Here is a 22553-nt window from a genome sequence, read left to right on the forward strand (position 1 = left end):
CAGCGATCGCAGTTCCTGTCGTTCTTTATTCGCCAGCTTCACTGGCGTTGCATGTCGGCCTCGGCTCATCCAGACATGATAACCGAGGCAGTTATTTATTCAATCTATTTACGGGATGTTGTACTAGGCCGCACTGAAATCCGCTCCCGGCGCCTGTCGCGCGCCGGTCACCCATCCGGCTTACGTTCATGAAACTGAAAATCGACATCAACCAGCTCGCGGGTCGCGACGGCGACACGCGCTACAACCTCGAGCGCACGCTCGACGCCATTGCCACCTGCACGCCCGGCACCGACATCGTGATGTTTCCGGAGGCGCAGCTCACGGGCTTCCTCGATCCCGACAACCTCGCCGCCGTGGCCGAGCCGCTCGACGGCCCGAGCGTCAACGCCGTCGTGGCCGCCGCGCGGGCGCGCAATGTCGCGGTGGTCGTCGGCCTGATCGAGAACGATCGCGGCCGCTTCTACAACACGACGGTATTCGTCACGCCGGACGGCGTCGCGCTCAGCTATCGCAAGACCCACCTGTGGGTGAGCGAGCACGGCATCGTGCTACCCGGCGACCGCTATGCAACCGTCGCGTGGCGTGGCGTGCGCATCGGCATCCTGATCTGCTACGACAGCGAATTCCCGGAAAGCGGGCGCGCGCTCGCCGAACTCGGCGCCGAGCTGATCCTCGTGACCGACGGCAACATGGAGCCGTACCGCCACGTCCATCGCACGTCCGTCACCGCGCGTGCGATGGAAAACCAGGTGTTCGCGGTCGTCGCGAACCGTGTCGGCGACTGCACGCACGACGTCGTGTTTGCCGGCGGCAGCCTCGCGGCCGATCCGTTCGGACACCTGCTGTTCGAAGCCGGCAACACCGAGTCCCGCCACACGGTCGAACTCGATTTCGCGCAGCTCGCCGCCGCGCGCTCGGTCTACGACTATCGCGCAGACCAGCGCCTGCACATATCGGGCGAACGCATCGAGCATCCGGACGGACGCCGCGAGCTGTTGATCCCGTGAGCCGCGCCGAAGCGGGCGTCCGAAGTGGGCGTCCGAAGTGGGCATCGGCAACCCGGCGCGTTGACGGCGGCAAGGTTGTCGACAAGACCGCGAGACGTCGTGGCGGCGCACCGTCACAACGGATGCGTGCTGGCAGGTTGCCGGCGCGAACCGGCATCAGCCGGCCCGATGCGTCATTGCGCGTCGGCGTTGCTGGCGTCGACCGACAGCGATTCGCCGATCGCATAGAAATTGCCGCCCGCGATGTAGTGCAGGCTGCGCAATGCGGGATCCGCCGCTTCGAAATGCCAGTGGCCGTCCTTGAACACGCGCGTGTCCGACCACGCGCCGACGACCTCGCCGATGAACAGGTCGTAGGTCTGCTGGTTGTGCGGCTCCGGAATCAGCTTGCACGCGAGCCAGCCCGAGCAGCCGGCGACGAACGGCAGGTCGTGGCCGTCGACGCCGAACAGCGTCACGCCGGCTTCGCGCAGCTTCTCCGGACGGTCAGCAAGGCTGTGGCTGCCGACCGCATGCGTGAGCGCAAGCTGCGCGGCCGTCGGGATCTGGATCACGAACGTGCCGCTCTGCTCGACGAGTTCGCGCGTCTTCGCGCTCTTGTCGAGCACGACTGTCAGCTTCGGCGGCAGGAAGTCGAGCGCGCACGCCCACGCGGCAGCCATCACGTTGTCGGTGCCGCCATGACGCGCCGACACGAGCACCGTCGGGCCGTGATTGAGGAGTCGGTAGGCTTTCTTCAGCTCCACCGGAGCGATGTGACTATCCATACGGGTTCCTTGGAGAACGACGCGCACGGACGGATACCGTGCAACGCGGTGCCGGCCGGGCGGGATGCGCGCCGCCGGTGCGTGGCGCGCGCGTCAGTCGCGAACGCCGCCTGGCCGCGGCCCGCGCCAACCGAAGGCCACATTCTCGCATTCAATTTCAGTCAGCGCCGCCCCGCGGCCCAGTCGACCGCCGCGTCGAACAATGCGACACCGGCCGGCGACAGGTTCACGAACGTATCGTTGTCGAGGAAGAACATCACGCGCCGCGCTGGCGCAATCGCTTCGTAGTCCATCGTCGCGCCCTTCTCGTACGCGAAGATCGCGGCCTTGTCCGGCTGCCCGTACACCGTCGCGATGATGCTCGCGCCGAGCCCCGGCTTGCCCCAGCTCATCGGCGCCTGCTTGCCGTACACGTTCGTCGCGCCCGCCGGCAGCCCCGCCGCGATCGGATGCGGCGCATTGACGAGCCACACGTAGCGTTCCTTGCCGGTTTCGCCGAAGTCGACGTCGTGACGCTTGCCCGTCATCGCAAGATCGTCGAGCAGGTCGTTTTCCCAGGTCACGAGTGGCTTGTCGAGCGTACGCCAGCCCGCCGCGACGTGCTTCGACGACACGGTCGACGAGATCACGACCAGGTCCGCGTCGCGCGCAGCGTCCGGCGTTGCGGCCTGATCGACGAAACGCACCGCGTAACCGCGCGCTTCCAGATGGGCGCCGACGCGTTCGTCGACCTTCACGTTCGGCCCGCCGGGCTGCACGAGCATCGCGACGCGCGTGACGGCAGATTGCGCGTCGGCCGCGACGGCCGGCGCTATGCCAGCGATGCCCGTCGCCAGCGCGAACGCCGCGCCGGCGATCGCGCGCAATGCGCGGCGCCGCGCGCGCGTTAGCGCGCGTACCGGACCGTGGTTCTTCACGTTCGTGTTCATGTTCAAGTTCATTGCGATGATCTCCGTGGCCACGCTGCGGACCGCGCGGCCAATGTATGCGCGGTGCGTCGTCAGAACTGCAGCGTGGTCAGCAGCGACACCTGCCGCGCATCGCCGACCGCGACGAAGTAGCGGTTCGCACTCGACGGGTAGTAGGTGCGGTTGAAGAGGTTCTTCACGTTGAGCTGGAACGACACCTTCTGCTTGCCGATCCGCGTGTCGTACGTCGCGAACGCATCGGCAAGAACGTACGACGGCAGCGTGAAGCTGTTCGCCGAATCGCCGGGCCGTGCGCCGACGTAGCGCGCGGCCGCGCCGACGCGCAGGTCGTCGCCGCCCGCGAGCGTGCCGACGTCGTAGACAGCAGCAACCGATGCGGTATGGCGCGCGACGTTCCACAGCTGGTTGCCCGCATAGAGCGGATCGTCGATCGTCTTCGCGTCGATGTACGCATAGCTCGCGATCACGTTCAACCGTTCGCCGATCCTGCCCGACAGGTCGAGCTCGACGCCGCGCGAACGCGCCTTGCCCGAGGTCCGCCAGTCGGTGAGCTTCGTCGTGTCGTTGAACTGCGACACGAGCACGTTCTTCTTGTCGATGTTGAACAGCGCAAGCGTGCCGGTCAGGCCGCCCGGCAGGTCGAGCTTGCCGCCCACTTCCCACGCGGTCGACGCTTCCGGCGGCGTCGCGCCGTCGATCACGAAGCCGCCCGTCATCGGCGCGATCGACGACGACGGCTTCAGCGATTGCGAGTAGCTGCCGTACAGCGAGAACGCATCGGTCCACTTGTAGACGACGCCCGCGCGCGGCAGCCATTTCGATCCGCTCAGATCGGTATTTGCCTTGAACGGCCGTCCGCGGCCCGCGACCTGGTTGTACGTGATGAAGCGCAATCCGCCCGACACGATCCACTTGTCCGTCACGTGGATGCTGTCCTGGAAGAACGCCGACACGTCGTGCAGCGTGTCGGTCTGGTCGCTGTCGCTCGCGGACACGGTGCTCGACGGCGGCAACAAGCCATACACGGGATCCACGTAGCTGAACGGCGTTTTCACGGCCTCGCGCAGCATGTCCTTGCGGTAGATGCGCCGGTATTCGCTGTCGACGCCGAACTGCACATCGTGCCGCATCCCCGCAAGCGTCAGCTTGCCGTTCACGTACGCGATCCCGTAGCTGTCGGTGCTGAGCGAGCCGTGCGTCGCATCGTTGCTGCGCGCCAGCGTTCCCGTCGCGGGATCGACGCCCGTGATGCGGATCTGGTTCGCGTCGTAGGTCTCGCGGTTGTAGCTGTAGCCGAAATGCGCGTTCCAGTCCGCGTCGATCTGGTGATCGACCGACAGCTGCGCGAGATGCGACTCGCCGTCCATGTCGTTGAACGGCTCGTCGAGACGGCGCCGCGCCGGAATGTCGAGCGGTGCGTTGGTGCGCGGATCGAGCGCGGTGCCACGATCGAACGGCGAATGGAACTTGCGGTACTCGTACGACAGCACGACCTGCGTATCGCGCCCGTACCACGCGAGCGACGGCGCGACGAAGGTTTCGCGGTACTCGCCGAAGTTGCGCCAGTATTGTTCTTTCGACTGGTCGACGATCAGCCGGTACGCAAGCCGCGTATCGCCGATCGGCCCGGTCGAATCGAACGTCACGTTGCCGCCGTTCTTGCCGTGACCGTAGGTCGAGCCGCCAACCGACAGCGCGTTGTAGCGTGTCAGTTGCGGCACCTTGCTGACGACGTTGATCACGCCGCCCGGATCCATCAACCCGTACAACAGCGAGGTCGGGCCCTTGAGCACCTCGACGCGGTCGACCGCCGTATTGAACGCGCGTCCCTGCACGAGCGGCATGCCGTTCTGCATCACCGAGCCGTCGCGGTTGCCGCCGAAGCCACGCTTCATGATCGTGTCCTGCGTGCCGGCAAGCGTATTGCCCTGCGTGATGCCGCTCACGTTCGCGAGCGCGTCGTCGAGATTGCGCGGTCGCTGGTCGCGAAGCACCTGCGCAGGCACGATCGCGACGGCTTGTGCGGTGTCGAGCAGCGGCGCCTCCGAGCGCAGCACGCCGGCCTCCCGCGGCGGCCGGTAGCTGTCGGCGCGCACCGCGCTGCTGCGCACCGCGATTGCCGGCAGCTCGGCGCTCGCCCCACCCGCTGGCGCAGCCGTGTTGCCGGTCCGCAGCAGCGTATAGCCGCCGCTCGGCTGGCGGATCGCGACGAGCCCCGTGCCCGCGAGCACGCGGTCGAGCGCGCGTTCGACGTCGAAGCGGCCGTGCACGCCGCCGCTCGTCAGGCCGGCCGTCAGGTCGGCGGGAAACGCGAGCAGGATGCCCGCGTCACGCCCGAAACGGTTCAGCGATTCGTCGAGCGGCCCAGCCGGGATATCGTATTGACGGCGCGACGTGCGCTGTTCGGCTGCGGGCGCCGCGTTGGTGTTGGTGTTGGCGTTGGCATTGGCGCTGGCTTGCGCGGGCAGCGGCAACAATGCCGACAGCAGGACGGCGCCGGCCAGCCGGCACGCGAGACCGCCGGGCACCGGCAAGGCGGACGTGACCGCGCGCGGGCGCGGCGACAGGGGGCGGACCGGGGCCGGTCGGCGCGGGCGGATAGAACGGGTGGAAGCCATGATCGAAGAGTCGGTAGGCGATGGGTCAATGCTGCTTTCATGACCCTTGTCACGCGAAATCCGAAAACAGCTCACGCGCGCCGAAATATTTTTTTTGGGGATCCCTCAGGAACGGGCCGGCACGACCGTCGCCCAGTAGCGGGTGACGGTCGTGACATCGATCGGCAAGGTCGTCTTCAGCGTGTCGAGCACACGATCGGCGTCGTCGAGCGGGAACGTGCCGGATACGCGCAGGTCGGCCACCGACGCGTCGCAGCGGAGGCTGCCGCGGCGATAGCGGTCGAGCTCGGCGACGAGATCGGCGAGCCTCATCCGCGACGCAACGATCATCCCGTCGGTCCACGCAGCCGCGTATGCGTCGAGCGGCGCAGTCGCGCCGATCGCGTCGCGTGTGAAATCGGCGCCCTCGCCCGCGGCAATCACGCGCGTGCCCGCCGACGGGCGTATCGGCTGCACGCGCACCGCGCCGGCAAACACCTCGATGCGGGTCCTGCCGTCGCGCAGCCGCACCGAGAAGCGCGTGCCGAGCGGCCGGAGCTCGCCGTCGTCGGTCGCGACGACGAGCGGACGCGCCGGCGCGCGATCGTCGTGGCCGCTCGTCACCATGATCGTGCCGCGCAGCAAGCGCACGCGCCGTAGCGTCGCGTCGAAGCGCACGTCGATCGCCGTATCGGTATCGAGCACGACGACCGTGCGATCGGCGAGCGTCACCGTGCGGCGCTCGCCGACCGCGGTGCGCACGTCGGCCTGCCAGGCCGCCCAGCGCCGCGCCGGATCCGCGCTCCACGTCGCGCCGCCCGCGAACAACAGCACCGCAAGCGCTTTCGCGGCAGCACGGCGGCGCCCCGAACGCGGCGGCAGCAGTGCCGCGCGCGCGGCCTGCGTGTCGACGCCCGCGGCGAGCCGGTTCAGCCTGCCGTACACGGCTTCGATGTGACGCCATGCGGCATCGTGGCTCGCATCGGCCGCGCGCCAGCGCGCGAGCTCGGCCGTGAACGCGTCGCCCGTGCCGCCGGCCTGCAGGTCAACCCACCATTCGACCGCGCGCTGCGCGACCTGCGGTGGAATGGCCGGTTGTCCCGAGGCGGCCATCGGTCAGGTCGCCATCGCGAAGAAGCACTGCGTGCCGGCCTTGACGAGATGGCGCTTGACCGTCGCGAGCGATACACCGAGTTCGGCCGCGATCTCGGCCTGCGTCAGCCCGTCGAGCTGCGACAGCAGGAACGCGCGCTTGGCCGCGAGCGGCAGGCCGTCGAGCAGCCGGTCGATCTCGAGCAACGTCTCGAGCACGACAGCCCGCTCTTCCGGCGACGGCGCGTGTTCGTCCGGACGCAGCGCGAGCGCGTCGAGATACGCGCGTACGAGCTGCTCGCGGCGCCAGTGGTTGTACAGCACGCGCTGCGCGACCGTCGTCAGGAATGCGCGCGGCTCGGCCGCGCCGATCGGCTCGTCGCGCGCCAGCAACCGCATGAACGTGTCGTGTGCGAGATCGGCCGCGCGGTGCGCACAGCCGAGCTTCCGGCTCAGCCAGCCTCGCAGCCACGCATGATGGCCGACGTACAGCGAGTCGATTTCGCGATAGAGAGGGAGCTTGTCAACGGACATGGCCGGGTTCCGGACGTGGATGCGTGATCACATCCGTAAATGAGAATGATTATTATATACAAATGCGCAAACGGATCTGGCGCCTGTCTGCTGTGCCGGCAAGCTGCGGGGCCGGAGCGTATCCGGCTGCGTGACTGCGCCGCCGCTGCACCACGCGTCGACGCACGTCCGGCAGCCGGCGAAATGCAAAGGAAAGTTTGACGCGAGCCATTTGCGTGCGCGCTATGGCACACTTCGCGTTTGCGTGATTTCCTTGCACCGGGCGCCCGGATTTCGCCCCAACCTGCCATGCCGCGTCAGACTTACCGTTCGATCAGCCCCGCAACGCTGAAAATTGCCTCGACGATCGCGATGTCGTGCGCACTCTCCGGCCTTGCGCGGGCCGACTGCCTCGACGACGCGGCCACCTTCCAGCACGTGAGCGTCAGCCTGCTGCGCGGCATCGCACAGGTCGAATCGGGGATGAATCCGAACGCCGTCAACACCAATACGAACGGCACGATCGACATCGGCCTGATGCAGATCAACAGCACGTGGCTGCCCACGCTCGCGCGCGAGGGCATCACGCAGCAGAGCCTGTTCGACGCGTGCACAAACGCGTATGTCGGCGCGTGGATCCTGTCGCAGAACATCCGCCAGCTCGGTGCCAACTGGAATGCGATCGGCGCGTACAACTCCGCCTCGCCCGACAAACGCCTCGCGTATGCGCGCAAGGTCTATGATGCGATTCGGACCATGCCGGATTCGCCGGATACTCCCATGCCTATCCTTCCCCCCTCCTTCACGCCACCGCAACAGGCATACAACCCGTTCGCGAGCCTGAACGTCGCGACGCCGCAGGTCACACGCCCGCGCGCGGCCGCCCCCGCCGCAGCACCACCGCCCGGCGGGCCCGCCGGCCCGGCCGGCACGTACAACTTCGGGTGGACGGTTACGGGCGCGGACCAGGCCAGGCCGACCCAGGTTTTCGACGACGGCGCCCGGATCTACGTGCAGTTCAGCGACATGAAGCACGTGCCGGCGATCTTCACCGAAACGTCCTCCGGTCGCGTGCTGATGTCGTGGGAGCTGCAGTTTCCGTATGCCGTCCTGACGCGTCCCGCGCAAACGTTAATCTTCCAGCTGGGGCCGTTCGAGGCCCGCGCGCAACGCGGCGGCGCGGGGGCGGCCGGCGCGAGTGCGCAGGCCGGGGTGGCGCCGCAGCGTCCGGCCGCAGCGGGTACGACGACGGCTGCGCCCGCTGCTTCGAGGAAATCCGCCGAGGCGGCGGCAAATACCGCGACAAATACGGCGACGAAGCGCACGACGTCGACCGACGCGCTCTGGTATCTGAACACGCCGTCGACGTCGGGATCGGCGTCGACAGCGAACACCGCCAATACGGCAACCGCGGCGCCCCCGTCAAACCCGGGCGCCACGTGGCCGACTGCCGTGACCTCCGCCACGCCGCCCTCGGTGCCGGCTCAGGTGCCTGCCACGGCGACATCGCCTGCGCGCGTCAGCACGGACGCGCTCTGGTATATCTCCAAGTAAATCGCTCGCACGCGTTCCGCCGCGCGCCGGTTTCGCCATCCCCCACCGTCAGAACCGATAGCTCACGCCCGCGAACCCGTAGTAATTGCTTCGCGACTGCACGATCGGACTGCTGCCGTACCGCCCGAGCAGCCGCGTCACGCCCGCGGTCGCGAGGATCGACCAGTGCTCCGACACGGCCCGCGTCCACGCGACCGACATCGACACACTGTCGATTCCGCCGCCGGTCGAATACGGCCGGAACCGGCTCGTCGCGGCCTGCGCGTCCGTCACGCCGTAAAAGGTCTGCATGTAGCGGCCGGAGCCCGCGTGCACGCTACCCGTAAAGACGATTTCGCTTTTCGCGGTCCTGAACACCGGCACCGCCAGATCGACATGCCCGGACAGCCCGCGCGACGTGTGCGTGACCGGCACGTCGAGCGCGACGCTCAGCGCCGCATCGCCGTAGACCTTCATCCCGGCGCGCACGCCGACGAGCACCGAACCGGGAATCCGGCCCATCCCTTTCAGGTGATCCGAGCCGGGCAGATCGAAGCGGTTCTCGTCCGCGCGGCCCGGGTCGTAGTCCACCGCCGCCGACACGAACATGCCGTGCGGCAGGTCCAGCCGATAGCCTGCGCCGTCCGTTGCGTTGATGAAGAAGCCGTTGCCGAACATCGCCGAGAACGATGGCGCAACGACACCGCGATACTGGTTGCTGCCTTGATAGCGTGGCGCGAAGCCACCGCCGAGCGACAGCGTGTATTCGTTTTCCGCGTGGGCGGCAGCGGCAAGGGTCAGGCCGGCGAGCGGCATGCAATAGCGATAGCGGCGAAGGGTCGGGCGCACAATGTTCGGATGAGAGTCAGGGAGTCCGAAGTCTAGGAGCCGGCGTGCGCCGAAACTGTCCGGAAACTGACTCGAATCTGTGCACAATTGTGTTCGATTGTTGGCGATTGTCGTGGCGGCGCAACGGCCGCCGGCATGCCGGATAGAATGCCCGTGCTCCGACGTCACGTCCGGCCAGCCACGTGCGGGGGTATGCATTCCGAGGAGACCAATGAACGAAGACCCGCTCAAGTACCGCGTCCTGCTGATCGAGGACGACGACCGACTCGCGCAGCTGGTCCGCGAATATCTCGACGGCTACGAATTCGCGGTGACGGTCGTGCGGCGCGGCGACCTCGCGGTCGCGGCCGTGCGCGAACACCAGCCGGCGCTCGTGATACTTGACCTGATGCTGCCGAATCTCGACGGCATGGAAGTGTGCCGGCGACTCCGCGCGTTCTCGAACGTGCCGGTCCTGATCATGACCGCGCGCGCCGACGTGTACGACCAGGTTGCCGGCCTCGAGACGGGCGCCGACGATTACGTGACGAAGCCGATCGAGCCGCGCGTGCTCGTCGCGCGCGCCCGCGCGCTGCTGCGCCGCGCGCGGCCGGCGAACGCGGTCAACCATGCCGCCGGGCCGGAAACGCTCGTGTTCGGCGAACTGGCAATCTCGCCACCGAACCGCACGGTCACGTGGCGCGGCGAAGCCGTCGACCTGAAGACCGCCGAATTCAACCTGCTGCTGATACTCGCGCGCGCCGCCGGCACCGTGCTGAGCCGCGACGACATCCTGAAGCAGTTGCGCGGCATCGAATTCGACGGGCTCGACCGCTCGGTCGATTCCGGGATCTCGAAGCTGCGCCGCCGCTTCGAGGACGCATCGTCGGAGCCGCACAAGATCAAGACGATCTGGGGCCGCGGCTACCTGTTCAGCCCTTCCGCGTGGGACGAATAAATGCTGCGCCCGTTGCTCAGGCTGTATCTCATCGTGATCGTGTGCGTCGCCGCGTCGATCGCGTTCATTCAGGTGTCGTTCGACCGGATCTTCTACGAGCGGGTCGCGGATGCGCAGCGCGATTCGCTCACGACCTACGCGTTCGTGTTGAGCGACTACCTCGAACGCCATCCGGGCGCGCAGCGCAAGCTTGCGCTGCGCGAACTCGCGCTGCACGGCAACGAGGATTTCAGCTTCATGTCGATGGCCGACGCGCGCGCACAACTGAGCGGTGCGCCGCTGCGCGACCTCGATGCCGGCAAGATCGCGATCAGCTACAACGCAAAGGATTACTACATGCCGCTCTCGGACGGGTCCGTGCTGCACGCGCGCCCGATCGAGCCACCCGATCTCGACATCCGGATCTACGCGTACCTCGTGCTCGCGATTGCGACGCTGTTCGCGGTCGTGTTCTGGGTGCACTACCACTGGCGCGATCTGCGCAAGCTGCAGGCCGCCGCGCGCGCATTCGGCACGGGCAGGCTGTCGACACGCGTGCAGCTGTCGAGCAAGTCGAACATCTACGAGCTGTCGCGGCAGTTCAACGACATGGCGCAGCGGATCGAAGCGTCGATCCAGCAGCAGCGCGAGATGATGCACGGGATCTCCCACGAACTGAAGACGCCGCTCGCGCGGCTCGAATTCGGGCTTGCGCTGCTGGCCGCGCCCGACGAGACCGACCGGATGCGCACGCGCCGCGACGCGCTGCGCCGCGACGTGCGCGAGCTCGACGAACTCGTCACCGAGCTGCTGACGATCGGCCGGCTCGAACAGGGCGAAAGTCAGCTCGCGCCGATGCAGGTCGTGATCGGCGAGCTGGTCGACAGTGTCGCCGGCAATGTCGCGAACGACATCGCCGACCGGGGGCTCACGCTCGACGTGTCGACGCGCGGCGCCCCCGACATGCATGTCTGCGATCCGAAGCTCGTCGCGCGCGCGCTGCTGAACCTGATCCGCAACGGCGCGCGTTATGCCGCAAGCAAGGTATCGCTGGTTGCGGCCGCCGGGAACGACGGCGCGCTCGTGCTGACCGTCGACGACGACGGCCCCGGCATTCCGCTGGCCGATCGGCAGCGCGTGTTCGAGCCGTTCCAGCGGCTCGATTCGAGCCGCGACCGGCAGACGGGCGGGTTCGGGCTCGGGCTCGCGATCGTGCGACGCGTGGCGCTCGTGCATGGCGGCGACGTGCGGCTCGAGGATTCGCCGCTCGGCGGTGCGCGGTTCGTGATGTCGTTTCCGGTGCGCAGGTTGCCGGACCGTAACGGTGACTGTCGCGCGGTGCCGTGAATCGCGCATGGGGCATTTATCGAAACGTCCCTCTACTTCTGCTCGCTGCCAATCGCCTCAGGCCGATAGCGTTTGATCAGATTGAGTGCGTTCTACCGGTTCGATCGCATCGAGCCATGCAGTTTGCAAGGAAAGCCGCAATACCCACGATTAGCGGAAAACCCATGCCCGGACTGAAGCGATAAACTCCCACTCCGTGCCAACGCAACGCGGACGCTTCACCGCCGAGGAACCATGTACGTTTTGATCTATATCGCAGTGGTCGCTGCGGCCAACCTGACCGTTGCCCGCTTTGGCCCGGCAGTTACCCCGATCGTCGCCTTCCTGCTGATCGGGCTCGATCTTGCCATCCGTGATCGATTGCATCTGAGTTGGCGTGGCCGTGCGCTGTGGACTCGCATGTTCGGCCTGATCCTGGCAGCAGGTTTTGTCAGCTATGCGCTGAACCCGGCATCCAAAGCCATTTCGCTGGCGTCGCTCGTGGCATTCAGCGCGGCGGCCGTCGCAAGCGCCGTCGTGTTTCAAACCGCGCGTCACTACCCGATATTGACTCGCGCGAACGGCGCGAATGTTGCGGGCGCGGCGGTCGACTCGATCGTTTTCCCGCTGATTGCATTCGGCACCGTGTTCCCGCTCATCGCGGCACTGCAGTTTGTCGCCAAAGTCGCCGGCGGTGCGCTGTGGACGTGGGTCGTGTTTCGCAACGCGCGCACGGCTTGACTGATTTCGCGATTCCGCGCTGGCGGGATGCGCCCGGCGCCAACGTCTATAGACCCGTTTCGTCTTGAGACGCCTTGTATCGGGCATAGGCTTTCGCGGCTCCCATTGCTTCATGATGGGTCGCAAACTTGTCCTCGATCTTGTGCGTCATTCCGGGGATGTGCGCTTTCATCGCCGCGTGGTCGCTCTTGCGCTCGAACCGTACGAACGCACGCCACACGCCCGGTGGTTCTTCATAGGCCTCGCAGAAACAGAGATAGCCGTTCTCGTCGACAACTGCGCGCTCCGACATATCAGCCTCCGCATTGAATGATGAACAACCCCGGATTGGCACGTGGCCGATTGCCTATGTGCGCACCGCGGTGTCGAGCTGGCGACGAGCCTTGACCCGGCGGGACACGCGCGAAGCACCATTGGAAAATCGGGCCGCGTGAACCGCTCCAGCATAGATCACGCGCAGCGGCATAGCCACTCTTCCGGGCAATTCCTCAGGCAGTTGAAGCCACCGTGACAAGGCAAAAGTACGCGCACCTTGCGCGGAGCCACCTGGCCGAGGACGCCGGAACAGTCAAGTTTTGATCAATCTCGGGGAATCGCGAACAAGCAGGCGCGCGTGGATCTCGGAAGAATCATTCCGGTTATATCGTGAACTCCGAAGGTGATTATTGTTGCGGGCTCGGCTCCATAACGCCGGCAGTCCTTTCTTCATTCGAATTCTTTTCGGTAAGCGCTTTTCCGATTTTACGAAGCGGCGTTTCGATACATCGAAAATTGAACTCGGCGAAAATTACAATCAGACCTCCTGCGGCCCAGAAGCATACCGTACGATACTCAAGACCCCAATCGACCGCATACGGACCGACGCGGAACCAAAGTTCCCGGACAAGGAAGTATGCGATCCCGTGCACCACATAGATTGCATAGGATCTGGATCCGACCCACATGAAGACCGCGCGAATGAGGCGTCCAGGCATCACGTACTGACTATTAAATGTCGCGACAAATACAAGCATCGTACAGAAAACGGTTGTCAGTCCTTGCGCTATTGGCGCAACATCCAGCGCACCGATTCCGGCGATCAACGTGATCATCACAATCAGAAGTGCGACTCGCGCGAGCCCGCTTCTAGCCATGAACTTCGGTTGCACCTTGGCTACTTGAGCCAAAACAGGGGAATCCGAGCACGAGAAGAATTCCCGCAAACCCTGATTCGACTGGCCCGCCCTACACGATTCGAACGTGTGACCTACGGCTTAGAAGGCCGTTGCTCGTGGGTCGCCGCGCCTTGCTGGGCGCGGCTTGTATCCAACTGAGCCCTTCCTATTCACACTGCATTCACACCGAGCGACCTCTACCCGGAGGTTGCATGGCAACGATCAGCAAGATTCCAGCCGGATGGCTCTGCCAAGTCCGCAAGCGGGGATACCCGCACCAATCCAAGACATTCGCCGCCCGAGCCGACGCCGCCAAATGGGGCTACATGATCGAGTCCGAGATGGCCAGAGGACTGTTCGTCAGTTCGGATGAGGCTGAGCGAACCACCCTAGCCGACCTGCTCGACCGCTACACCCACGATGTGTCCCCGACAAAGCGCAGCGGCGGCAGCGATAAGGGGCGCGCAGAGAAGCTCAAGCGTCAGCTCGGCGCGTACAAGCTAACGGCCCTCACGTCCTCGCACCTCGTCGGCTACCGGGACGCTCGGCTCAAAGAGGTATCCTCGCAGACTGTCATCCACGAACTGAACCTACTGAACCGGGCGCTCACGCTGGCGACCCGTGAATGGGGCATTGTTCTGCCCGCTGGCGTCCCGAAGGTCATCAAGCCCCGCAAACCACAAGGCCGTGATCGGCGGCTGCACCCGGACGAAATACAAGCCATCATCGACGCCACTGAATCGCCCGACTTACGGGACTTCATTCGACTCGCAATCGCGACAGGGATGCGCCGGGGCGAGCTTGCGTCTCTGCGATGGGAGCACATTGACCTCACGCGACGGACAGCACACCTGCCGCTCACAAAGACTGACACGCCGCGCACCGTCCCGCTCTCCAGCATCGCGACCGCCGTGCTACAGGCCCGCAAGGACACTGGATACGCCGTACCCTTCGCCATCACTGCGAACGCCCTTACGCGGGCTTTCTGCCGTGCAGTGCAACGAGCGCGTGGACTGTACGAGTCCACATGTAGTGTGCTGGAGCGCCCTGCCGATCCCCGATGGCTCGTCGGCATCCGATTGCACGATCTGCGCCATGAGGCGACGAGCCGCTTCTTCGAACTGGGGCTGCAGACGGTGGAGGTCGCCAGCATCACCGGTCACAAGACGCTCGCGATGTTGAAGCGGTACACGCATCTGCGGGCGGAAGACCTCGCCCTGAAGCTGGGCTAACACCTGCCTCGGAACGGCAACATTCGTATGGCACACTGAGTGCCCCCGAGCGAAAGCAGCATGACTGCCCACGCCTGCACCCATCAACAATGGAGAACAGGCTTGGGCACTATCCAACCTCGCTCGAACGGTAAATTCACGGCACTCGTCCGCAAAGCTGGTTTCCCAACGCAGTCCCGAACCTTCCTAACCCAAGCGGATGCCCGCCGGTGGATCGTTGAGACTGAGGCAGACATGTCCCGCGCTTGCTTCGTTGACACCTCCGCAGCTCGCACTCTTCTACTCCGGGATGCCCTGCATCGATACGAGCGAGAGGTCACACCGACCAAGCGAGGCCACGAGTCCGAGTCCATTCGCCTACGGGCGTTAGCACGCGACTCGCTGTCAGCGTACTCTCTCGCAAACCTGACACCGGCAGTCATCGCGCAATGGCGGGACAGGCGACTCCGCGCCGTATCCGGCTCGACCGTGAACCGGGAGTTAAACTTGCTCCATCATGTGCTAGAGGTGGCGCGCAAAGACTGGGCCGTAGCGATGCCTGCTAACCCAGTGTCCGACGTACGCCGCCCTCGGTCAAACCCTGGGCGAACCCGGCGATTGTCACTCGCGGAGCAATCACTGCTGCTGCATGAATGTAAGCGCGCCCGCTCGTGGTGGCTCGCACCGCTGGTAGAACTAGCTCTGCATACCGGTATGAGGCAATCGGAGGCGCGGACGCTGGACTGGCGTAACATCGATCTAGAGCACCGTGTCATGGTTCTGGACGCTGCGGCGACTAAGACCATGACCATGCGCGGCGTGCCGCTCAGCAGCCGGTGCGTCTCATTGCTGGAATCGCTACCCGGCAACAGGTCCGGCCCGGTGTTTCCCGGCGTCACCCGGAACGCGGCCAAACTCGCGTTTGATCGAGCGCGGCGGCGCTGCGGGCTAACTGACTTCCGTTTTCATGACCTGCGCCATGAGGCGACCACTCGGCTTTTCGAGTTGGGGCTGTCCACGACTGAGGTTCAGTCCGTCACCGGCCACAAGACTACGGCCATGCTTGCACGGTACACGCATCTCCGAGCTGCTGACTTGGTTAAGAAGCTAGGCTAACCCGATCGCCCAAAGAAGAAGGCCCGCCAGCTTTCGCCGGTTGGGCCTTGATAGTTTGCTTACCGGTTCAGCTCGTTCGAGAGTGCGGAGCCGATGAGGGTGTTGGCACCCGGCAGCACACGCATGGCCTTACGGACGTTGCCCACGTAGTCCACTGGCTTGCCGGTCAGCGGGTTCGTGCCGCCATTGACCACGCCGAGTGCCGAACCGCCGATAGCACCAAGGGCGCGGCTCATCGACTGTAGCTGCCCGACTGCGACAATCGGGGAGCCGCTGGCACCGGTCTGCCCGCCCATCAGGACGTTCGCGGCGTCGAGACCGTCTCCAAGCATCCCTGACACGTTCGTCATCACTGCGACGCCGGTGGCGAGGTGGAGTCCGTGCATGTGCTTCTTCACGTACTCGTCCCGCTGGGCGTCCGTCATGCCGGCCGTCGAGGCCACCGTCTTAGCGTAGTACAGGGCTGCGCCCCATGCCGTACCCATGACAAATCCAGTCGCGGAGTTGCGGTCAGCAATAAACGCGTTCCGCATGAGCTGCTTCTCCTGCGCCGTGATGCCGTACTTCTTGAACTGCGCGGCGTACTTGCCGATGATGCCCTCGCTGAGCCAGCGTGGCACCTCACCGATGAAGGCACGCTGAAGCGCCTGCCCGGTGACGCGGTGAATAGCCGCGATCATGTCCTCGGCTGCGCCCGGATGGGTCTTGTCCCACTGATCCCACGAGAAGATGTCGCCGTCCTTGCGGCCCGCGTCGTGCGCCTCCAGTGCTGCCTTGATGCGGGCAACGTTGTCAGCAGTCAGGCCCGAGTCCACGAGGCGCGCCGGGTTCAGGTGTTCCGAGCCGGTCGAGACAATCACACCGTCATTGATCTCCGAGCCACGGATCGCCTTCGCCAAGTCCTCCGCGAACATCGGGACGAACCCACGGTGCAGCGTCTTGGCGACGTAGTGCGCGCCCGAGAGTTTGCCAACGATGTCCATGCCCTGATGGCTGACACGACGCCACACTGCCGAGTCCTCCAGCGCCGAGCCGGTACGGGTAAGCCGTGCGCCCGCCCGAGTCTCCCCGAAGTGCAGGCGGTGGTCGAGGCCCATAGCTGACGATGCCACTCGATTGAGCTGCGTCATCAGCGCCGTGTCCTTGCCCATCCCCTTGAAGATGGACTTGAACATTCCGTTCACGCCCGAGATAGACATGATCGAGGCTGCGTCGGCCAGCGCGTTGAATCCGAGCTTGCCCATCATGCTCATGTACGCCGTCTGCCCAAGGAACTGCGCCGCCGCGTTGTCCTTATTGTTGAGACGGTCGGTCAGGCTACGGTGCAGGAAGTCCAGCGCACCGACTTCCTCGTGGTTCGCACCACGGGATACCAGCGCATCCTTCATCGCCGTCCAGTGTTGGTCGTCCTTGAAGCCGACCTTCGCCAGAGCGATACGGCCTGCGAACTCGCTGGACTGGCCCTCGACCATGCGGCCCACGTCGGAGTCCATGTAGTCGAGCAGACGCACGCCGTCCGGCTGACGAGCGAGCAAGTCGAACTCCGTGCGCGTGCGATCCGAGATCACGTCCTTGAGGGCACGCTTGAACTCGTCCGCCATAGCGCCCGTGACCTTCTTGCCAGCGTACTCCGCCTTGAGCATGTCAGCCGCCACTGAGCCGAAGTGGTCATCCGCACCGCTGATACGCGACTCAGGGTCACGAATGATCTGAGTCAGGTAGCGGTCGGTCAGGTTCGCTGCACGCTCGCGCACGTCTCGCTGTAGCGCGAGCATCGCGTCCTGCGTCACCGGGCCGGACTTGTTCAGCTTCTCCAGCGCCGGGTCGATGACCTTCGCGACGTACTGCTGGCGTACCATGCCCTTGAACGAGTTCCACTCGTCGGCGCGCACCGGGTCGTTGTACATGGCTTGCAGCTCGCGCCAGTCCCACGCGTACGGCATGTAGCCCTGCCAGCCACGCTTGCCGATGGCCGTGGACTTCGACTCGCCGTACTTCTCGCCCATCGTGGTCACGTCCTTCCAGAAGCCGTCGATCACCGCCGCCATCTGCTTCACCATCGGGTGTGCCTGCGACGTGTACTCCTGCCCTGCCAGCCGAGCGTTTCGGTTAGCCAGCCGCTCCTCTTGCACCAGTCGCGAGATGCGCTTCTCAGCGTCGCCCGCGAAGATGCCCTGCGACCAGCGAACCCGCTCCTCCGCCGTCATCAGCTCCGGCAGGATGCGGTTCCACATCTCGGCCACGGGCTTGCGCCAGTTCGAGGCCAGGATCACCTTGTCGATTGCAGCCGACGACGCGTGCTGACGGTTCGCACCGGTAGGATCTTCGCCCAGCATGGACGCGATGTAGCGCACGTCCTTGTTCTGCGAGCGGCCCAGCGTCAGGCCAACCGAGTCGAGCTTGTCCAGTACCTTGCTGAGCCCAGCGCCCGCCTTGGTCTGCTTGCGCACCGAGTCGTACCACCATGCCGCATTGCGCCGCAGCTTCGCCGTCTCCTGCGGCAGCACCTCCTTCCAGTTCGCCAGTTGGTCGGCCATCTTCTGCGCGAGCGCGCCGAGCGGAACGTCCTCGCGGGAGACACCCGGCTTCGTGAGCACTGAGCGACCACTCGGGCGAGCGTACGGCATGTCCGCACGAAGCGGTGCCTGCACGAGATGATCGGACAGTCCCAGCGCCTTCGTGAGCATGTTCACTTCGCTAGGCTTGAGGCCCAGCAGTGCGCGCACTGCGTCCACGGTCTTGGACAGAATGTTCCCGTTCTTGACCTTGAGGGACTTGAGGTGGTTGATGAACTCGCCCTGTCCGCTGTACAGACCGGCCACGAACTCGTCCACGTTCTTGAGGTAGTACCGCGTGTTGTGGTCGGTTCCCTTGTACTCACGCAACGCACGCTGGCGCAGCTTGTCGAGCTGACCAACGAGCTGACCATGCGCCGTCATCGGGTTCTTCTTACCGTACGCGATCTTCTGCGCCGTGACGCTATGTGCGATCTCGTGCAGCATCATCTCGTCACGGTTCAGGCCACCTGCCGGAGTGCGGCCCGAAGCACGCTTCGAGTCGTGAACAGAGTGGTCATTGGCGTCGTGCGCCCACGTATGAATCTCGTGATTGCTCGGGTTGTAGTGGCTGCGTGCATCGCCGCCGCGCTGCGCGCTGCCCGGATGCTCAAAGATCGCTGCGGGCGAGCGGCCCTCCTGCGTCTCCAGCAGACGTTGCGCCAGAGCGCGGATCATCGGGTCTTTAGCCTCTGCCGACAGGCGGGCCAGTTCCTTGTGCGAGTCCGTTGACGCGCTACGAGCGCGCTCCGTTGCGCTCAGCCAGTCATCCTTGACCTTACCGGCACGCATGGCCTCGGCGGTCGCCCATTCGTCTTTGACCTTCTCCTCGGCACCCGAGGCAACGTCACGCTCCGTCGCGGCATCCGTCGCTGCGTCCTCGTGAGCGCGCTTGGCTTCCGGCTCCAGCTTGTCGGCTTCCTTGGCCTGAGCTTCCGCCTCGACCTTCTCTGCCTGTTGCGCCTCGAACTCCTCGATAGCGTCTGCGATCTTGGAGTCCCCCGCGCCGTGATCGCCCGCCCGCGTCTCTGCCTCGCTGATGATCTTGTGATCGGCTGCTACGTCCGAGTCACGAATGCCGGTGTTCGGTTCCTCGGATCGAACCTCCGACGCCTCACGAGCGATGATGTCGTTGATGTGCTCGTTCTGACCTTCGATGTGTGCGTCGAGCGCGTGTCCGTCGAGCTTCGCGCCCACCTCGGCGTCGGCCTTGGTGCGGAACTCGCCCATCAGACCCATCGAGTGCCCCATGCCGCCGAGCACCGCGCCGAGCACGCCCTGCCGGAACAGCTCGGGCCAGTTCGCTTCGCCGTTGTCCATGCGGTAGATGGCAGACGTCGCGAGCATGTTAGCCGCAGCGCCTTCCGCCATCGAGCTTGCTACGCCTGCCACGCCCTCCGCAGCGCGGACAGCGAACGCCGCCCGTGCAGCACTGGCGATGCCGCCTGCGCCGATAGTTGCAACAAGCATCACCGGGTCACCAGTGCCCGCCATGAGCTGCGCAGCCGTGGAGGTCAGCCCCGTCTGCGAAGCACGTCTTTGGTAATCCGCTTGCTGCCGAGCCATGCTGAGGCGGCGCAGGTAATCCTCCTGAGATACCGCCCCGCCCACGTAATCGCGAAGATGGTCATCTGCCCAAATCTCAGGCGTCTCGGTGGCGACGTACGATTTCTGAGCGTCGCTCATCTTCCAATTTGGATCGGGTGCACTTGCCTGCCATGCGTCTTGCAGACGGCCCAGCAAAGTATCCCAATGTGCGGCCTGTACGAACGACTCCACAAAGCCCGCCGTCTCACTGATCGCGCCGATTCCCGCAGCCGACTCCGCCGCCGCTACGTTCTCCAGCCCCATGTCGTCCATCGAGTCGCGGAGCGGCGTCGTGTCGAATGCGGAGTTGTCGATCGCCGCGCTCGCGCCCGCCTGCCCTGCCTCATGCATGTTCAGCGCACGCATAATTGGCGTCTGCATCGGGTCGATGCCTGCGCCCGGTGCAACGAACGGCACGCCCGAAGTCGATACACCAGCCTCGCCAGTGATAGCCGACACGTATGCGTTCGTCTCGTCGTTGTCCCACTTCTCCGGGTTCCAGCCTGAGTTGTACGCACGCAGCGCGTCGCTGTAGTTGCCGAACTTCTGCATGTTCTGCGTCATGACGTACCGCTGAATTTGAAGCGAGTCATCGAAGTTGCGCGGGTCGAGCTTGCGACCGAGCGCCTTCTCCACGTTCGTCAGGGTGTTCGGCATTACCTGAGCGTAGCCGAGCGCGCCTTGCGGCGACACTGCGTCCGGGTTATTCCGCGACTCCCGCCAAATCTGCACCGCACTCGCACCTGTCGGTGCTCCGATAGCCGCATCATTAGCGGAAAGCTTAGCCAGTTGGTCAGGCGTGAAAGGCGTTTGTTCCAAATCGAATAATCCTCCTTAGCTGAGTGAGAAGTTGAGTGAATTGTTGCCCGCCACGCGGCTTCGCATATTTCGCATTCTTATATGCATTCCTTAATTACTTTGTTGTCAAATTCCATCTAAGTGGGTCGTCACACGGCCCAGCCCGCCTGCCGCATCGCCTCCACTAAGTCAGGCTCCCTGCTGCCGATCTCGAAGATGCGGGCTGGCGGCACTTTGCGCCAATCCTCGGAGTGGACGTGCAACCGATCGCAGTCCAAGGCCAACCGGCCAGTCGGATACACCCGCGCCCGCCAGTCCCCGACCTCGAACGCCCAAACCTCACCTGCTGCCTCGCGGCGTCGTTCGGCTGCACGGGTGGCGTAGCCGTCTCTGCTCTGCTTTGGCACTCCGAGCGAGACGCAACGGTTACGTGCATCGAGTGCGAACCCCGTGCGCGCCTTCTGACAAGTCCAGCACGAGTTGTCGTAGACCCGCCGCCTCACGCTACCGCACTTCCCGCAAGGCTTGCCGCCATACCATGTCTGTCCAGCAATCAGAGCATCGACGCGCTGCGCGTACATGGTCTGCCTACGCAGCGCCGCCGCGAAATCCGGGTCACTCCTTGCCACCTCCCGATGCCGCCGCGTCAGCTTTCGGGCAGTCGGGGCGAGATGCCAACCTGTCCATGTAGCAGGTGACCGCTTCGCGCCTCGCGGTCTGCTCACCGCCGGAACCTCCAGCGGCCCCGGTAATCCATCACCGGCTCTTTCGGCGAGTTCGCGATGCCACGATCCAGCAAACTGTCGAGGTTCGCTCGGCCGACTATTCGCCGCGCTCGCTGCTCTAGCGTCTCCTCGCCGACGCCCTCGAAAAAGCCTGAGAACTCATCCCTCGTCATGTTCAACAGCTTCGCCGCCTGCTCAGTCACATCCGGCTTTGGTTCATCCGGCTGCACCATCGGCACGCCAAATTGAGCCAGTCTTGCTAGGCGCTCCTGATCTGCGTCGTCGGCGCAGCTATCTACGTAATTTATCATTTGCAATCCTTATCAAATAACGCGCAATGTTCGATGATTTCAATGTACCTACCGGGCCGAGCCTGCTTCGAGCAACTTCATACGCGTCTCTCGTTGCTCGCGAGCAGCACGTTGCACGGCCTGTGCGTCGCGCTCTATGAACTGGTTGATACCCACGCCCCGCATCGCAAGAACATGGGCGAGCGGCACCACCATCCCTGCAAGCCTGATGCCGAAACGATACCAAGGCCGATCATCGTACGAGCTGCACGAAACATAGGCGTAGAACTTCCGCTTCTCGCCGAACGTCACGCCGTCCACATGAAACGCCGTTTCGATAGTAGTCGCGGTAGATCGCACGGCATCTCGCCCCGCCCGCACCGAATCTCGTATGCTCAATCCGTTCGTCAGCTTCGAAACGGGGTAGCCTGAATCCGATAGCAAGGACGCAGCCACCTTCTTCGCCCTTTCAGACAGCGCCTTGCTCAATCGCGTAGGCGGGAATGGCGCTGGGTTTGCCAACTCTCGCTGGATAAGGTCCGCCATGTCTTGACGCGTGCCGCCTGCCTTCTCGGGAGAAGCGATCAGCGCCTTCGCCAACGCGCTGGGCCAATTCTTGTAACCATCCACAACGTACACACGAGCTTCGATCGCCAACTCGGTGCCGCCTTCTTTGAACATATGAACCTGCCGCTCTGCGTGTGTCTGCATATTCATTGCGGCAACAGCCTTGTGCCACCGTTTATCAGTCAATCAACCTCCATTCGTTAGGTAAGGTGCCAAAGGTGCCAGCTTTCCGGACAACCCAGCCCCGGATTTTGATTACGGTCTTTTAAGGCTTTCC

19 protein-coding genes are annotated in these 22553 nt (G+C 64.7%); 8 read left to right on the forward strand and 11 right to left on the reverse strand.

Features of this window, described 5'->3' with window-relative positions:
* The coding region (locus DID96_RS38665) for a hypothetical protein (RefSeq protein WP_221624597.1) at positions 1-192 on the forward strand (192 nt) is incomplete at its 5' end.
* Positions 189-1010: a nitrilase-related carbon-nitrogen hydrolase gene (locus DID96_RS21960; protein ID WP_124601373.1), complete on the forward strand. Its 822-nt coding sequence runs from the start codon at positions 189-191 to the stop codon at positions 1008-1010. The genes DID96_RS38665 and DID96_RS21960, both read left to right, overlap by 4 nt.
* Before the next feature lie 173 nt (positions 1011-1183).
* On the opposite strand, the gene DID96_RS21965 is transcribed toward DID96_RS21960, so the two are convergent.
* The 5 genes from DID96_RS21965 to DID96_RS21985 form a co-directional block, all read right to left on the reverse strand.
* The gene (locus tag DID96_RS21965) at positions 1184-1777 is read right to left on the reverse strand and encodes a flavin reductase family protein (RefSeq protein WP_124601374.1); all 594 of its coding nucleotides are present in this window, start codon (positions 1775-1777) and stop codon (positions 1184-1186) included.
* Positions 1778-1938: 161 nt separating this feature from the next.
* On the reverse strand, positions 1939-2706 hold the full coding sequence (locus DID96_RS21970) for a hypothetical protein (RefSeq protein ID WP_124601465.1): 768 nt from the start codon (positions 2704-2706) through the stop codon (positions 1939-1941).
* Between the two features lie 71 nt (positions 2707-2777).
* Entirely contained in the window at positions 2778-5324 is a 2547-nt protein-coding gene (locus DID96_RS21975; protein WP_124601375.1) for a TonB-dependent receptor, read from the reverse strand.
* Positions 5325-5429: 105 nt separating this feature from the next.
* Positions 5430-6416: a FecR domain-containing protein gene (locus tag DID96_RS21980; RefSeq protein ID WP_124601376.1), complete on the reverse strand. Its 987-nt coding sequence runs from the start codon at positions 6414-6416 to the stop codon at positions 5430-5432.
* 3 nt (positions 6417-6419) lie between these two features.
* Positions 6420-6929 carry a sigma-70 family RNA polymerase sigma factor gene (locus DID96_RS21985; protein ID WP_124601377.1) on the reverse strand — a complete coding sequence of 170 codons (510 nt, stop codon included), beginning with the start codon at positions 6927-6929 and terminating at the stop codon, positions 6420-6422.
* 288 nt (positions 6930-7217) lie between these two features.
* On the opposite strand from DID96_RS21985, the gene DID96_RS21990 reads away from it, so the two are divergent.
* A complete protein-coding gene (locus tag DID96_RS21990) occupies positions 7218-8462 on the forward strand; it encodes a transglycosylase SLT domain-containing protein (RefSeq protein WP_124601378.1) in 1245 nt (414 codons plus the stop codon).
* A 48-nt stretch (positions 8463-8510) separates the two neighbouring features.
* Here the strand turns inward: DID96_RS21990 and DID96_RS21995 are convergent, their stop codons facing one another.
* Positions 8511-9257, reverse strand: a complete 747-nt coding sequence (locus DID96_RS21995) for a MipA/OmpV family protein (RefSeq protein WP_124601379.1) — start codon at positions 9255-9257, stop codon at positions 8511-8513.
* A 244-nt stretch (positions 9258-9501) separates the two neighbouring features.
* On the opposite strand from DID96_RS21995, the gene DID96_RS22000 reads away from it, so the two are divergent.
* The 3 genes from DID96_RS22000 to DID96_RS22010 all read left to right on the forward strand — a co-directional run bounded on the left by DID96_RS22000 (position 9502) and on the right by DID96_RS22010 (position 12273).
* Positions 9502-10227: a response regulator gene (locus tag DID96_RS22000; protein ID WP_124601380.1), complete on the forward strand. Its 726-nt coding sequence runs from the start codon at positions 9502-9504 to the stop codon at positions 10225-10227.
* Positions 10228-11553, forward strand: a complete 1326-nt coding sequence (locus tag DID96_RS22005; RefSeq protein ID WP_124601381.1) for an ATP-binding protein — start codon at positions 10228-10230, stop codon at positions 11551-11553.
* Between the two features lie 234 nt (positions 11554-11787).
* Entirely contained in the window at positions 11788-12273 is a 486-nt protein-coding gene (locus tag DID96_RS22010) for a VUT family protein (RefSeq protein ID WP_124601382.1), read from the forward strand.
* 46 nt (positions 12274-12319) lie between these two features.
* Here DID96_RS22010 and DID96_RS22015 read toward each other — a convergent pair whose 3' ends face one another.
* Complete coding sequence (locus DID96_RS22015; protein WP_124601383.1) at positions 12320-12565, reverse strand: hypothetical protein; 246 nt, start codon at positions 12563-12565, stop codon at positions 12320-12322.
* Positions 12566-12935: 370 nt separating this feature from the next.
* Positions 12936-13439, reverse strand: coding sequence for an acyltransferase (locus DID96_RS22020; protein WP_124601384.1), 504 nt, complete (start codon positions 13437-13439; stop codon positions 12936-12938).
* A 200-nt stretch (positions 13440-13639) separates the two neighbouring features.
* Between DID96_RS22020 and DID96_RS22025 the strand changes: the two genes are divergently transcribed.
* Both DID96_RS22025 and DID96_RS39010 read left to right on the forward strand, forming a co-directional pair.
* Entirely contained in the window at positions 13640-14659 is a 1020-nt protein-coding gene (locus tag DID96_RS22025; protein ID WP_124601385.1) for a site-specific integrase, read from the forward strand.
* A 534-nt stretch (positions 14660-15193) separates the two neighbouring features.
* Positions 15194-15754, forward strand: a complete 561-nt coding sequence (locus DID96_RS39010) for a site-specific integrase (protein WP_260463975.1) — start codon at positions 15194-15196, stop codon at positions 15752-15754.
* Positions 15755-15813: 59 nt separating this feature from the next.
* Here DID96_RS39010 and DID96_RS22035 read toward each other — a convergent pair whose 3' ends face one another.
* From DID96_RS22035 to DID96_RS22045, 3 genes are all read right to left on the reverse strand, one after another.
* Positions 15814-20715 (reverse strand): transglycosylase SLT domain-containing protein, encoded by a 4902-nt coding sequence (locus tag DID96_RS22035; protein ID WP_260463974.1) that lies wholly within the window; start codon positions 20713-20715, stop codon positions 15814-15816.
* A 700-nt stretch (positions 20716-21415) separates the two neighbouring features.
* On the reverse strand, positions 21416-21730 hold the full coding sequence (locus DID96_RS22040; protein ID WP_124601386.1) for a hypothetical protein: 315 nt from the start codon (positions 21728-21730) through the stop codon (positions 21416-21418).
* A gap of 48 nt (positions 21731-21778) precedes the next feature.
* Entirely contained in the window at positions 21779-22462 is a 684-nt protein-coding gene (locus DID96_RS22045; protein WP_124601387.1) for a hypothetical protein, read from the reverse strand.
* Between the last annotated feature and the right edge of the window lie 91 nt (positions 22463-22553).

This window comes from Burkholderia sp. Bp8963 (assembly GCF_003854275.1).
Taxonomy (GTDB): Bacteria; Pseudomonadota; Gammaproteobacteria; order Burkholderiales; family Burkholderiaceae; genus Burkholderia.

Excerpts from the sequence above, each read along its gene's own strand:
- DID96_RS21970 (WP_124601465.1), bottom strand. The coding sequence starts at position 2,706 with ATGAACACGAACGTGAAGAACCACGGTCCGGTACGCGCGCTAACGCGC.
- DID96_RS22000 (WP_124601380.1), top strand. The coding sequence starts at position 9,502 with ATGAACGAAGACCCGCTCAAGTACCGCGTCCTGCTGATCGAGGACGAC.
- DID96_RS21985 (WP_124601377.1), bottom strand. The coding sequence starts at position 6,929 with ATGTCCGTTGACAAGCTCCCTCTCTATCGCGAAATCGACTCGCTGTAC.
- DID96_RS21995 (WP_124601379.1), bottom strand. The coding sequence starts at position 9,257 with ATGCCGCTCGCCGGCCTGACCCTTGCCGCTGCCGCCCACGCGGAAAAC.
- DID96_RS21975 (WP_124601375.1), bottom strand. The coding sequence starts at position 5,324 with ATGGCTTCCACCCGTTCTATCCGCCCGCGCCGACCGGCCCCGGTCCGC.
- DID96_RS22040 (WP_124601386.1), bottom strand. The coding sequence starts at position 21,730 with ATGATAAATTACGTAGATAGCTGCGCCGACGACGCAGATCAGGAGCGC.
- DID96_RS22005 (WP_124601381.1), top strand. The coding sequence starts at position 10,228 with ATGCTGCGCCCGTTGCTCAGGCTGTATCTCATCGTGATCGTGTGCGTC.
- DID96_RS21960 (WP_124601373.1), top strand. The coding sequence starts at position 189 with ATGAAACTGAAAATCGACATCAACCAGCTCGCGGGTCGCGACGGCGAC.
- DID96_RS21980 (WP_124601376.1), bottom strand. The coding sequence starts at position 6,416 with ATGGCCGCCTCGGGACAACCGGCCATTCCACCGCAGGTCGCGCAGCGC.
- DID96_RS22015 (WP_124601383.1), bottom strand. The coding sequence starts at position 12,565 with ATGTCGGAGCGCGCAGTTGTCGACGAGAACGGCTATCTCTGTTTCTGC.
- DID96_RS39010 (WP_260463975.1), top strand. The coding sequence starts at position 15,194 with ATGCCTGCTAACCCAGTGTCCGACGTACGCCGCCCTCGGTCAAACCCT.
- DID96_RS22025 (WP_124601385.1), top strand. The coding sequence starts at position 13,640 with ATGGCAACGATCAGCAAGATTCCAGCCGGATGGCTCTGCCAAGTCCGC.
- DID96_RS21965 (WP_124601374.1), bottom strand. The coding sequence starts at position 1,777 with ATGGATAGTCACATCGCTCCGGTGGAGCTGAAGAAAGCCTACCGACTC.
- DID96_RS21990 (WP_124601378.1), top strand. The coding sequence starts at position 7,218 with ATGCCGCGTCAGACTTACCGTTCGATCAGCCCCGCAACGCTGAAAATT.
- DID96_RS22010 (WP_124601382.1), top strand. The coding sequence starts at position 11,788 with ATGTACGTTTTGATCTATATCGCAGTGGTCGCTGCGGCCAACCTGACC.